Raw genomic sequence first — 12,466 nt, 5'->3', positions numbered from 1 at the left:
GGGGCCGTCTAGTCACGGTTACTAACTCCCCGATCACCAGGAGTCAGAGAGTTTTGTTTGCGGGGGCGCACCGCAAGCCATCGCTCTCCCAGGACAAAGGGGAATGACGATGCGGGTTCCGGTCGAACTTGATCCCGATGTGGATGACATCGCGCCGACAGGCGACGAAATCACCCCCTATGACGAGCGGCATTTCGTGACCTATCTGCGGCTGCTCGATGCCAAGGCCGAGGATGCGGATTGGAAGGAAGTGGCGCGAATCGTCCTGCACCGCGATCCGCAGGCCGAAGAACTGCGGACCTATCGGTGCTGGCAAAGCCATCTCGAACGCGCGCAATGGCTATCGCGCGAGGGCTATAAGCGGATTTTGGAGCAGGCTGCCGCCAACAAGGCGTGATGTGAAATCAGGACTTTCCTGGCTTGGCAGGGTAATGGAGCAGCAGGCGATAGCCGCCTCGCATCATCTTGATGCCGTGGCTAACCAGACGTCGGGCCTTGTTCTTGCGCGGATCGCTCTCGAAATCCTCTTTGGTCCCGCGAAAGCCGAGCAGGACCTCCGCGATGGTGCGATAGCTCTCGCCGCGTAGCCTGGCGTCGAGCGCCCGCAGGGACAGAATATGCCATTGCCGGAGCTGGTCAGGCAGCGTGCCGATGGGTGGACCAGGCGGCCGCCGCGTCAACGACCGCCAGAGGCGGCGCGCGGCATGGGCACGAAGCTCCAGAAACGAATCCAGCGGCAAGGTCACGGCGTAGAAGGCGGCCGCGTCAGGCACGGCGTTGGGCAACCAGAACTGGTGCGTAGCGTCGTCCACGCGCCAGATGCCGTGCCAGCCGTCTGCTGCGCGGCGCAGGTCGAGACCGTCAAGATGGGCCAACGTGACCGCCGGCTCCGTCTCGGTGTCCTCTTGCACGATTGGCGATAACATAACCGCCTGTGGCTGGAGCTGCGGCGACCAGATCGGAGCCTGAAGATCAGGCGGCGCGTCGGGATCGCCGGCGAAATCGCAGCCCCCAACGCAAGGCGAATGCCTCCAGTTGGCGGGCATCCGGTCGCTGCATCGCGGTCAATGTCTGATATTCATGGCGGTATTCGTCGTTGCGACGAAGATATTCCCAGGCGAAACCGGCGGCGGGCAGATGCTTTGTGTGCCTGTAGGCCGCCGGAGCACGCCAGTCGATGCTTAGCATGGCGTCTCCTCCCTATGGCGGGCGTGCAAGACAACGCCCGAACAGGAAGGATTCGGCATATCGAGGCGTAAGGGTAGCCGCACGAATGAGATAAGTGTTGCGGGTAACCCGATAAATATGTTGGTCTTTTCCTTCTTAACAATGCTTGCATTGTCTGGCGAGCCGGGCAGCGCCCGGCGAGCGCGTTTTCCACCGCGCGGTCCATTGGACGCGCGAAAGCCGCCGACCCGGCAGGGTCGGCAGCGGTAATTTCAGCCATGTGGTTGCTTCAAGGGCGAAGCCAGCGCCACGGCTCTTGCGTTCCCGCACGGCGATATGACAGGCGGCGGCACCGGAACGGTTGCCATAGGTAATTCAGCGGCTCAAAGCCGTGCCACCAATCCGCGTCGATGTCACCGCAACGGCCTTCAAACAGCACCTCACCGCTTGCGAGGTGAAGCCGGAAATCCATCGGTAAGGTTTCGGCCTGTTCCGGGTTCCCGCGTCCTGGAACGCCGTCGGCGTCTTCGCCTAGCCCCATGCAACCGCCGTGATGGTCAACCGTAATAATCCAGCGCATCGTGAAATCCTTGTCCGTGAAGTTGGGGAATGACGGCGCCCGCCGTGTGACGGGCGCCGGTGCAAAGGGGTGGCTTATGCCGCCACCCTCTGACGTTGCAGGGCGGCAAGGCGCTTGGTGGCGGTGTGGTAATGGCCGTTGTCCAACTCGATGCCGGTCCAGTCGCGTCCGATCTGCTGCGCCGCTACGAGGGTCGAACCGCTGCCGCTAAACGGGTCCAGCACAAGGTCGCCCGGCTTCGTGAACGCCTCGATAAGCGGCATCAGGGCTTCAACGGGCTTCTGGGTCGGATGCAGCCGGTTTCCGGTATAAGGGTAGTCCAGCACATCGGGGATGGGCTGCGCAGGCAAGGTCGGATTGCCCTTCGCCAGCAAATAAGCCTGCTCGTGCTCATAGCGAAGGAAGCGGGCCGATGACGCATACCGTTTGCGGAAAACAAGATGCCCGACAACGCGGAAGCCTGCCGCCTTCCATGCGTCCATGAACAGATCGACCTTGTTCCATCCGTAAAAGCTGACGCAAAAGCCGCCGTCCTTCAAAACGCGGTGCATCTGGTTGAACGCGGGGCGAAGCCAGCGGCCGTTATCGTCATTGGCGACGGTGCGGCCCTGCCGGTCGCGGAAGTTGGTCACATAGGGCGGGTCTGTCAGGATGAAATCCACCGTTCCCCGGTCGAAAGACCGCATCACTTCGATGCAGTCGCCGTTGAAAATCACGTTGCGGGGGGCTTGGGTGCTGTTGGTCATGTCTCTAATCCTTCGGGTTTGGGGTTCAGAGCAGCGAAGCGCGCGCTCCTGAACCCTTGCCCGTCGGCGAGACCGGGGGGTGAAAGGTGCAAGGGCGACCGGGATGGAGGGGGATCACCCGGCCTGCACGGAACGGAGGAACGAAGTGGAGGAAGGCCGGGGAAACCGTCCCGGTCGAGCGTCAGCGGTCCCTTGCGCCGCGCCAGGGGGCAGCGCCCCCAAGCAACCAGCCGAAGCGGAGTCGGAGGGAGATCTTGATCGGGATATGAGGACGCACAGGGCTGTAAGCCCGGACATCCTGACCATTGTTCGTTCCAGAGCAATCTATCTAGTCAAAAGTGTATCCATTGGGTACACTTCCGATATGACCAAGAAAGATGTTGGATTGCGCATCAGGTTGGATCGGGATCTGCGGGACGAATTCGTCGCCGCATGCCAAGTCCATGATCGTCCAGCGGCACAGGTGCTTCGAGAGTTTATGCGCGAGTACGTCCGCGAAAGTGTCGCGTCCTCTGCCGTCAGAGATCCACAGCGAGAATCGAGAGGGAACGAAGAATGACATCGGCGAGCCCATCCAAAGACAAGCTAGACGACAGCCCGCCCGATGCGAGCGAGTTCGCATGAGCAATGTCAACGTCAGGCGGCTGGTCGAGAACATCCGAGCCGGCACTAACGTCTATACACCGTTGGTGGAGCTAGTGGTAAACGCCATTCAGGCCATCGACCAAAAGGGCGTCAAGAACGGTTTGATTCAGATCGAAATCCTGCGAAGCGGACAGGCGGATATCATCGACCGTCTTGAGGATATTGACGGCTTTATCGTCAAGGACAACGGGATCGGCTTCACGAAGAGCAACCGTGATTCCTTTGATACACTCTATTCCGAACAAAAGATCGCTGATGGCGGCAAAGGGTTCGGCCGTTTCACCTGCCTCAAATATTTCAACCATGTGAAGGTGCATAGCACCTTCTCCGTTGGCGATGCGTTACACGATCGATCCTTCAGGATGGGCCTAGATAAAGACATCATCGTTGACGAGGAAACGTCTGCTTCGGAAAAACGGGATACGGGTACGGCAGTCGAGATTTCTGGCATCAAGTCGGTCAAGTTCCCGGACAAGCGCCTCGATACCGTCAGCCGCGTTATCGTGGAACGGTTGCTGCCTTATTTCGTGGACAATGAGCGGGCTTGTCCGCGCATCTTGATCCGGGAAGCGAACGAGCCATCCGGCGGCGTCTCTCTCAACGATTATCTGGGGAAGGAGAACAGCCAGATTGTCGAGATGCAAGTTGAACAGGGCACGTTCACGCTCCCGGCCAACGAAGAGGCCAAAGACTTTCAAGTGCGCGTCTTTAAATTTTATGCGCCGAGGTCGGCCAAGAGCAAAGTTAGCCTTGTCGCGCACCGGCGCGAGGTGACCGACAATCCGCTTCAAGCCTATATACCTGAATTCGCCGAGGAGTTTTATGAGGCCGGCCCCGACCAGGATCTTTCCAAGGGGCGCAATTTCGTTATCAAATCCTATGTGTTCGGCGACTACCTTAATGACAATGTGTCGCTCGAGAGAGGCGAATTCCGCTTCCAGACCGACAACGACCTGCTGAGCGGCATTTCCCAAAGCGAGATCGAGCAGAAGGCCGCCGAGATCGCGCAGTCGGCGTTGGGCTCGGAAATTACCGAGCGGAAGAGGCGCAAGCAGGCGCGCATCGCCGACTATGTGTCGGCCGATGCGCCTTGGCACCGGACACTAGCGAACGAGGTCGATTTCGACGCCCTGCCCATGCGACCGTCCAACCAAGATATCGAGCTTCATCTTCAAAAGAAGAAGTACGAAAAGGAAATCCAGACGCGCTCACAGGTGGCCGCGCTGCTGAAATCAGAAAACCCCGATGAGTTGGGCGAGAAGATCATTCACCTTATGGATAGCATTTCCGACACCAGCAAGAACGATCTCATCCACTACGTTTCCATGAGGAAGTGCGTTCTCGACCTCTTTTCTAAATCTCTGGAAATCGACGCCGATGGAAAGCACAAATCGGAAGGCGACGTGCATGATATCATCATGCGGCGCAAGAAAGATTCAGAAGACCTCGACTACGATGCGCATAATCTCTGGATGCTGGATGAGCGGCTGAATTTTTCCTCCTACGTGTCTTCCGACAAGCCGCTGAATAGACCTAACGGCGACCGAACAGATATCACCATCTACAACCGGCGTGTCGCATTTCGTGGTGAGAATGAGGCCAGCAATCCCATCACGATTTTCGAGTTCAAGAAACCGCAGCGCGACAATTTCGCTGACCCGTCTTCGAAGGAAGACCCCATTCAGCAGATCGTTCGTTATGTGAACCAAATTAGAGAGGGGAAGTTCAAAACCCCCGCAGGACGGGACATTATCGTCAACGGCACGACGCCATTTTACGGATACGTAGTTTGCGACCTGACCGCCAAGGTCAGGAAATGGCTTGAGTTCGAGAAAGACTTTACACCTATGCCCGATGGACTTGGATGGTTTCGATGGTTCGGCAATAACAGTCTTTATATGGAGGTTTTGAGTTGGACTAAGCTTCTTCGGGACGCAGAAATGCGAAACAAGATATTCTTCAATAAACTCGGAATAGACTGAAAAGATACGAACAAAATACGAGGGGGGGGGATTTATGGGAACGGCGAACGACAAGGAAATAAAGGGCGCGTGGGTAATCCACCACGGTCGCAAGCTCGTTCTGGATGTGAACGGACCAGCGGAGTTTCCCGCTATCAACGAGGCGGCGAAGGCCGCGACCCTGCTTACGAAACTCGGCCAAACAAACCAGGCAACCGTCACCAAGGTTGAAGCGCGCGCTATCGCTGTGGCCTCGGGTCTCGATCCGCGCTTGGAGCTGAATGGGCTTCTCCAGGTGCTTGAGCGGAAGCGCCTGATCGACCAGTCCAAGGACGACATCTCTATTCTGGGCGTCACGACGCGCGGCTCGCTTGGGCATGCCACCGACATCTACAACGAGGCCGAGCCGAGCACCTACGAAGAAGCGTCAATCACCTTGGCGGAAGTCGCGTCCGAAGCGCCCATCCGGCGCGCCGATGTCTCGCAACGGATCGGCGATACGCATAAACTCACGAATGCCCAGGTCGGCGATTTCCTCGATCGCGCCGAGGGCATCGGATTTGTCGATAAGGAGGGGGATGGAAACGACCGGCTGCTGTTCAACGGCAACCTTTTCCGCCGATCGTCCGTCGTCAAAACCCAGAAGGTACTAAACTCCCTCACCGATGCCGAACAGCGTTTGGTCAGTGAGGTCGCAGAACAACTATCCAAGAGCGGATGCTTGAGTGTCCAGCACGTTGAGCACGTTCTGTCGAAGCCGCTCTTTGAGAAGCTGGTTGCGGCAGCCGTCTATGATCTCAACGAGGTCACGAACGAGCAGGGCAGCCATGTCTACGTCACCGCGCCCGCCGCCTTTCATAAATTTGTCGATCCGATGGTGGATGATTGCTTCGACATGGCGAAGTCTCTCGTGGCGGCGCTCACCTACGGCATGGTTTCTCGGTCATCCTCCCAAGGCCGGATCACCCAACTTCCTGCACTTGTGAACAAGCTGATCTCCGGCCGCGAGGTTGGGCCAACGACTTCCATCGGACAGGACTATCGGGTTCTTGAAGTCAATGGCGTCGTCAAGCTCAGGCGTGACGCGAACTACGCCAACCGTTACTATCTGCGGCTGCTCAAAAGGGAGGTGGGAGAGCTTGCGTTGCAGGTGCTCACGCAAGGGAACGCTTATGCCCAATCTCTAGCCGACCTGCCCAGCGCGCCGATGGCCGGATACATCGGACCCGAAGAGAGCCGCACCTCAATTCGTAAGAACCAATCCCCGTTGAGCAAGCGAGCGACGCGGGATGTGCTAGAGGCCGTTCGTGGCGGGCGGGTGCTGTGATGAACGATAAGGTGCAAACGCCCAAGGGGGCTGTCTTGGAGGAGGTGCTGCGCGCCTACTTTCTGCGTGCCGGTTTCTTTGTCATTCGCGGGGTTCCATTTCGCTTTGCCGATGAAGACCTTACTGACGTCGACCTTTGGTTATATGAGCGCCCGACCGGCACGTCTCGGCGGGTGCAGATTTGCGACATAAAATACAAGCAACGCCCAAAGGCAGTTGAGCGCATCTTTTGGACGAGTGGGCTGGCCGATGCGCTCGACGTGGACGGAGCTTATGTTGCGACGACCGACAAGCGCAAAAGTCTACGGTCTGTCGCAGAGAAGCTGGACCTACAACTGATTGACGGCACAGACATTCAACGCATTCAGAACAGCCAGGCGGTACTATATTCGGAGCGAATGGGTGATGAGCAGCTGATCGCTGAATTGCAGGCAGTCGATAAAGGCTTCCGAAATAAGAACCTCCAAGACGCACGAGTTGATATACTATCGGCGCTCTCGGAGGGTTTTGGCGCTCCGTCAGCGGTCAGAGCTTTGGAAGGCTTCTCCCGGTTGGCGACGGCCGCCGTTGCTTACCATCCGGACTCACAGGCCGCTCGCTCAGCTGGCCGCTTGGCCTACCTTGCTGGAGCCATCGCTTGCCAGAGCCTCGATTACGTCAGCGTCGGTGCGGCATTTCGAACAATAGACGAGAGGCGGGACTTGATCCTGCGGGCTGTGCGGCTGGGTGCATTGGGCAATGACGATGGGCAGCAGACGCTTCGCTTGGCTATGGCGCTGGTCGAAAAGTACGCGCCCGGTGGCAGGGGAACCGCTATGGCAGTAGAAGCCAGCTTAAAGCGGGATTTGGATCAAATCCCGGCGGAAATCGTTGCGGATCAAGCGGTAAGGCTCCTAAAATCGGACCAGCTTTTCGTGACTGGGCGCGAGCTTGAAATGGCAAGCTACCACATCGCGCTGCCGACGTTTGACGGCCTCAGCGTCCAAACCAAATCGATGCTCGGAGCACTTCTCGACTATGCAAATGTCGATCGTCAACGATTCGCGAATGCATGGAAATCGAACCTTAGCGCAACTATCGCATCCGCCGAGGCGATGACCGAGCAGGTTCAGAAAGACGTTTCACCGCAAGCCAATCTCTTTGGTGACGATTAGCGCTGACCGCATGCTTTAAGAGGGACCGCTATCTTTATTCGATAGTACAATGATTGGGTTGAGGAATATGGGTAGTCCGCAAAATTTCAGCATCGACGTTCCTCGCAGATGCCAGATACTTCTTGAACATCTTTGGCCTTTAGTCTCGAACAAGGCCGATGGACGGCTGCTTCCGCTGAACGCCTCATTCCTCCTGGCGCTTTCAACGCCGATGGTGAATTTGCCCATCGAGAGGATATGGAAGCCGCAGAAGAGTAGAGCGGTTGGCCATCTCAATGATTCCGTCCTCGACGCCTCGTTAGCAAGAGCGGTAAAAGCGGATATCGGTCAGAGCACTGTCGCCAAGGCACCTTTCTTTAACGCGGGCGCGTGGCGCTATCACTATTTACCAAAGGGCGCGGCATTACCCGATCTTTCCAAGCAAGGTCTGCCTACGGACATTCAACAAGCGCTTGCCGCGGACCTCGCGCTGACTGCCGCAGGCGCGCTGGCCACGGAAACATTCTGCAGCATTCTACGAAACGGGTTGGCTCACGGAGGCGTCCTCTACCTCGACAGCCACGGCCAAACGACGGAAGGGGCACCGGTTACGAGGTTCTGCTTTGTTAGCACAAAGCAAAAAAATAGAGCCGTTGTCGGCCTTCATTTTCTTCAAATCACGATGAAAGATTATCGCGTTTTCCTCGGAAATTGGGTCAACTGGCTTCATGGTGCCACTGCCAAGCCTATTTCGCAGAAATCATAATAATGGCGAACTATTATTTAGCGAGATCCATGGCCAGTCTAATATTTATATAAGCAATCCGGATCGTGATGCGGTAAAAAGAATCAGCCAGTAGTATAGCTCGACGAGGGGGAATTATGGCCGACGCTGCGCCAGCACCGCGCGACATCCATCTGCTAACGATCGACGCCTTGCTCGCTGATCTCATTGGTGGGCGTGCTGTGGCTCTCGGCGGTGGTGACGAACTCGCGATGGCTTCGGATGACGCGCGGGCGGTCCTCGACTGGTATCGGCAAAATCGTGGCAGATGGCAGGCGAACCTGTCGGCCGGAGATACCGAGGCAATCATAGACATGATCGGCACGCCACCGCCGACTGTCGAGGCAGCAGCCGAGGCGGATAGCATCCGCGTCATCAAGACTTTGCGACTGGCGAAGGTCGAAGCGCACCGCTTCGCAGGCTTACACGCCTATGGACGACCGAGTGCGCCGCCGGCATCTTTCGTACTTGAACCTAGAAAGCCCGTGACGCTTCTGGAAGGCGTAAACGGTTCCGGCAAGACCTCGATCGCCAATGCGATTGTCTGGTGCCTGACCGGCCACCTGATTCGATCACAGCGGCCGCCGGAAGAGGGGCCGCTGGATTTTGCATGTGAGATTGTGCGTGACGATGGCGCGACCACGACGCACCCCATGTCGGCGATCACCCCGTTGCCGCCCAAATCGGCCGAGCTTCCCGCAGATGGCCAGCCGATCCCCGCGGATAGCTGGGTCGAACTTACATTTTTGGATTCGACTGGCACGCCATTGCCGGCGCTTCGTCGTTCACAGACCCGCACGGCTCGCGGCAAGATCAACGAAACGCCTCCTGATCTGGACGCTACGGGCATCGACCCGATCGCATGGCGCATTGCTACGATCATGCCCGCATTGTTACCGTTCCTTTCGGTCGGGTCGACATCGCAGTTGGGCGAGGCGGTCGCGCGACTAACTGGCCTAGCTGACCTGGTGGATCTCGCGCGGCACGCTGAAAAGATGGCCGGCCGCGTCGCCAAGACCGCGACGCCCGAGCTTGAGAAGCAGAGGGTGGAGATCGCGGGCCGCTATCAACAAGCGGTCGACGACCTTGCCGCGATCCTCACCGAAACACCGAGTATCGCATTCGATGGAGACCGACCGACGGTAGATGCCGAAGGAGCACAAGAACGAATCGCTGAAATCGCAAAGCATTTCGTCGAACTCAAAGCAACGGCCCTGCGCGAAGCGCAGGAGGTGCTCGGCACAGGGTTTGACCCGGAGAACAAGCAGGCCCGCGACGATCTGGAAGCGAGCATCCGCCCGGCAATCGAAGGGCTCAGGGTCATCGGTGAATTGCCGTCGATCGCCCGCCTCTCCGCGCTGAAGGTTGATGCTACCGAGACCGCCAAAGTCGTTACATTGCTGGCGCAGGTGGAGGCTGAAGCCACGACGCTATCGACGTTGGCTGCCGATCCCGATCGGGCGCGTCGTGCTCAACTCTATGCCAAGGTCTCGGCATGGATGCACGACCATGCTCATGTCGACGACGGCACTTGCCCCGTCTGCGTCGGCCAACTTCACGGCGCGTGCGATCCAGTGACAGGTGCGCCCGTAGCCGACCATCTTGCCGAGGCGGCACGCGACCGGGAGGTGATCGCCCGGACGATTGCCGAATGGTCGGCGCATTGGTGCGGGCGCCTCCTTCAGGAACTCCCGCCGGCGATAAGCGGCGAAGTACGCAATGACCTACCCACGTCTCCTGCCGCGCTGCTTCGGGCTGGTCTGGCTGACGATCTTTTTGCAACGGAACCGTTCCTCGGCACCCTGGCGACGTTACGCCCTGATGCCGTTGCGTTGATCGATGCACGGCTCGCCGCACTTCCAGAGTTTCAAGAACCGGCTGGTCGATCACTGCCTGCCGCTTTGCGGGCAGGTTCTGTCCGGCTGCAACAGATGATCGATCGCACCGTGCGTGCTTTGGCTTTCGCCGAATGGCGGGAGCAGAACGGCACGGTGCTGACAACGTTTGTGCACACGGTGCGACGTGGCGACGATGGAGACGCAGACGCGGCTCGGGCGATCGGCAGGCGGTTAACCTCGCTTCTTCGGATCGTGGAAGGCGTCGCCCCGCTCAATTCAGCGAGCGAACAGGTTCGACGCATGGAAGCTGCGCGCAAAGACCATGACGCCAAAAAAGGGCGTATCGCGGCTTGCGGGCGGGCGGTCGCGGCGCTCAACCTTCTCGTCCCTCTCGGCGGTTTGGCGCAGACACAGGTCGACACGCTGCGCCGCAAACTCTACAATCGGTCCGAGCACTGGCGCCGCGCGATTTATCGTAATGCGACGATTTTTGCGCCCGACCTCATCGGCACGGACATGAACGCGCGAGGCGTGCTGGACCTCAAAGTCGGCCGCGAGGGTGTCGCCGCGCCAGCGCAGCACATTTCCAACGCCTCCGCCCTGCGCGGTGCACTGTTCGGCTTCTTTCTCGCGTTCCGGGAACATGTACTTGCAACACGTGGCGGGCTTTCTCTGCTCATTCTCGACGATCCGCAGGAGTTGCTCGATCACGACAATCGTCAGAGACTGGCGCATGGGCTTGCTGCAGTTGCCGAGGCGGGCGCCCAACTGCTCGTCACCACCCATGACCGCCGTTTCGCCCGTTCGGTCGTTGCGGAGAATCGTGCGGCCGATCGGGTCCAGCATTTCTCTGTTCACGCCGTCAACAGCGTGCATCCGACTCTGAGCCTGTCGCCAACCATCGAGGAGGTCGACCGGCGCCGGCAGGCATTCATCAACAATCCCGATTCAGCGGTCACGGCGCAGGATTATGCATCAGACCTGCGCGTCTTCATCGAAGCGCGTTTGGGCGATCTGTTCGATGATTTGGCGGAGCCGGCCCACGCGACATCGACGCAGGCGCTCACCCTCTTCCCTCTGCTTGATCGACTGCGCGCGCTGATAACCAATGGCGGCGGCGAGTTGTTCTCCAATCCGGTACTGCGGCGTTTCGTCGATGACCCTGGGCTTGTCGATGGGGCGGCTCCGCGGCGCGTCCTCAACAAGGCCCATCATAGTGAACGGGCATCCATCACATATGTCGATGTCAAAGACGTCGAACCTGCATTCGTCCGCCTGCGAACTGGAATCGAGAAGGTGCACGAGCAGTTCCGGCTGCATCGCTGGCGTGAACCGCTCGCGCCGAGCGATGCCTCGGAGACGAACGTCGTGTCGCTGCCGATGATGGCGCGACCGACATTTTCGGTGCCGATCTGCCCCGACATTGCAGCTTTTTCCCGTTCGGTCCCGGCCGGCGGCTCCCAGGACATGGCCACCGAACAACTCAACGGCGAATGGTTCGGCGGAAAGGCTCTGTTTTACGTTCGAGGTGAGACACTGGGCTTCGCTGTTCCCTCGGGGACGGTCGCCATTGTAGAGGCGGAAGCCTATCCTGGTCGCGACCGCAACCTCGTGATTGCTCGGCACCAAGGCAATGTGTTGGCGCGCCGGTTGCTCAAGGCGCCCGGTTCGCTCGGAATTTCGCTGGCCGCGCAAACGCCCGATCCTAGAACCCCGCGTCCGACGATGACCTATGATGAGAGTAAGGTTCGGCTGTTCCGCATCGTCGGCGCCATTTTCACCGACATGGCCCCACCATCCGGTGGTGGCGAAGCGACAGCAATCGACACGGCGCCGGAACTCGGTCGGATCGAGGTCGCCTATCGTGTCCGCGAAGACAGTGCCGTACCCCTCGCATTACCCGGCCAGATCATACTGGGCGGAGCTGAACTGACCCCAAGCGAACTCAACACATGGGAAGGCAAACTCGTCGCCGTGACGCTCAACGATGGGACAAGCATCTTCAAGCGCGTCGGCGCGAGCCTTTCCGGCAGCCTCTCACACCTCCGTCAGTTCGAGACGATCGGCGGCCTTGGGTCGTCGATGGTGGTTGCCACCGAGGTATTGGACAATGCGGCCGGCACGCCAGCGATGGTTTCCGCGCGCCGGGTTTTAGGCGTGCTGTACGACCAGACATAAAATGCATATCGGGATTAAATCGGCTAAACGCCCGTCCGATACTCAGATTGTATTTAGCGGGGTATAGCGTAGACGTAGTTCTCTGTTTCGTCGTTCTCGGCCCGCCA

At 58.8% G+C, this 12,466-nt stretch carries 10 protein-coding genes; 6 read left to right on the top strand and 4 right to left on the bottom strand.

Translation table 11 applies throughout. From position 1 onward, the window contains the following. Nucleotides 1-109: 109 nt before the first annotated feature. Nucleotides 110-397 (top strand): DNA -binding domain-containing protein, encoded by a 288-nt coding sequence (locus tag V7082_RS19525; protein ID WP_334151177.1) that lies wholly within the window; start codon nucleotides 110-112, stop codon nucleotides 395-397. Nucleotides 398-404: 7 nt separating this feature from the next. On the opposite strand, the gene V7082_RS19520 is transcribed toward V7082_RS19525, so the two are convergent. From V7082_RS19520 to V7082_RS19505, 4 genes are all read right to left on the bottom strand, one after another. Further along, complete coding sequence (locus V7082_RS19520) at nucleotides 405-926, bottom strand: DUF2285 domain-containing protein (protein WP_334151175.1); 522 nt, start codon at nucleotides 924-926, stop codon at nucleotides 405-407. Nucleotides 927-972: 46 nt separating this feature from the next. Then, nucleotides 973-1,188 (bottom strand): transcriptional regulator domain-containing protein, encoded by a 216-nt coding sequence (locus V7082_RS19515; protein ID WP_334151173.1) that lies wholly within the window; start codon nucleotides 1,186-1,188, stop codon nucleotides 973-975. A gap of 268 nt (nucleotides 1,189-1,456) precedes the next feature. Then, nucleotides 1,457-1,747: a hypothetical protein gene (locus tag V7082_RS19510; RefSeq protein ID WP_334151172.1), complete on the bottom strand. Its 291-nt coding sequence runs from the start codon at nucleotides 1,745-1,747 to the stop codon at nucleotides 1,457-1,459. Nucleotides 1,748-1,821: 74 nt separating this feature from the next. Then, nucleotides 1,822-2,493, bottom strand: a complete 672-nt coding sequence (locus tag V7082_RS19505; RefSeq protein ID WP_334151170.1) for a DNA methyltransferase — start codon at nucleotides 2,491-2,493, stop codon at nucleotides 1,822-1,824. A gap of 620 nt (nucleotides 2,494-3,113) precedes the next feature. On the opposite strand from V7082_RS19505, the gene V7082_RS19500 reads away from it, so the two are divergent. The 5 genes from V7082_RS19500 (at nucleotide 3,114) to V7082_RS19480 (ending at nucleotide 12,359) form a co-directional block, all read left to right on the top strand. Beyond that, nucleotides 3,114-5,120: an ATP-binding protein gene (locus V7082_RS19500; RefSeq protein WP_334151169.1), complete on the top strand. Its 2,007-nt coding sequence runs from the start codon at nucleotides 3,114-3,116 to the stop codon at nucleotides 5,118-5,120. A 34-nt stretch (nucleotides 5,121-5,154) separates the two neighbouring features. Further along, on the top strand, nucleotides 5,155-6,426 hold the full coding sequence (locus V7082_RS19495; RefSeq protein WP_334151168.1) for a hypothetical protein: 1,272 nt from the start codon (nucleotides 5,155-5,157) through the stop codon (nucleotides 6,424-6,426). Continuing rightward, nucleotides 6,426-7,580 (top strand): hypothetical protein, encoded by a 1,155-nt coding sequence (locus tag V7082_RS19490; protein WP_334151167.1) that lies wholly within the window; start codon nucleotides 6,426-6,428, stop codon nucleotides 7,578-7,580. The genes V7082_RS19495 and V7082_RS19490 overlap by 1 nt, the downstream gene beginning before the upstream one ends. A gap of 67 nt (nucleotides 7,581-7,647) precedes the next feature. Then, nucleotides 7,648-8,325: a hypothetical protein gene (locus tag V7082_RS19485; RefSeq protein ID WP_334151166.1), complete on the top strand. Its 678-nt coding sequence runs from the start codon at nucleotides 7,648-7,650 to the stop codon at nucleotides 8,323-8,325. Between the two features lie 116 nt (nucleotides 8,326-8,441). Continuing rightward, a complete protein-coding gene (locus V7082_RS19480; RefSeq protein ID WP_334151164.1) occupies nucleotides 8,442-12,359 on the top strand; it encodes an ATP-binding protein in 3,918 nt (1,305 codons plus the stop codon). Nucleotides 12,360-12,466: the final 107 nt, after the last annotated feature.

It is taken from the genome of Hyphomicrobium sp., from assembly GCF_036833075.1.
Lineage (GTDB): Bacteria > Pseudomonadota > Alphaproteobacteria > Rhizobiales > Hyphomicrobiaceae > Hyphomicrobium_C.
Note: the sequence above shows the minus strand (reverse complement) of the source record. Positions and strands in the feature narration are given on the sequence as shown.

Excerpts from the sequence above, each read along its gene's own strand:
- V7082_RS19525 (WP_334151177.1), top strand. The coding sequence starts at position 110 with ATGCGGGTTCCGGTCGAACTTGATCCCGATGTGGATGACATCGCGCCG.
- V7082_RS19520 (WP_334151175.1), bottom strand. The coding sequence starts at position 926 with ATGTTATCGCCAATCGTGCAAGAGGACACCGAGACGGAGCCGGCGGTC.
- V7082_RS19515 (WP_334151173.1), bottom strand. The coding sequence starts at position 1,188 with ATGCTAAGCATCGACTGGCGTGCTCCGGCGGCCTACAGGCACACAAAG.
- V7082_RS19510 (WP_334151172.1), bottom strand. The coding sequence starts at position 1,747 with ATGCGCTGGATTATTACGGTTGACCATCACGGCGGTTGCATGGGGCTA.
- V7082_RS19505 (WP_334151170.1), bottom strand. The coding sequence starts at position 2,493 with ATGACCAACAGCACCCAAGCCCCCCGCAACGTGATTTTCAACGGCGAC.
- V7082_RS19500 (WP_334151169.1), top strand. The coding sequence starts at position 3,114 with ATGAGCAATGTCAACGTCAGGCGGCTGGTCGAGAACATCCGAGCCGGC.
- V7082_RS19495 (WP_334151168.1), top strand. The coding sequence starts at position 5,155 with ATGGGAACGGCGAACGACAAGGAAATAAAGGGCGCGTGGGTAATCCAC.
- V7082_RS19490 (WP_334151167.1), top strand. The coding sequence starts at position 6,426 with ATGAACGATAAGGTGCAAACGCCCAAGGGGGCTGTCTTGGAGGAGGTG.
- V7082_RS19485 (WP_334151166.1), top strand. The coding sequence starts at position 7,648 with ATGGGTAGTCCGCAAAATTTCAGCATCGACGTTCCTCGCAGATGCCAG.
- V7082_RS19480 (WP_334151164.1), top strand. The coding sequence starts at position 8,442 with ATGGCCGACGCTGCGCCAGCACCGCGCGACATCCATCTGCTAACGATC.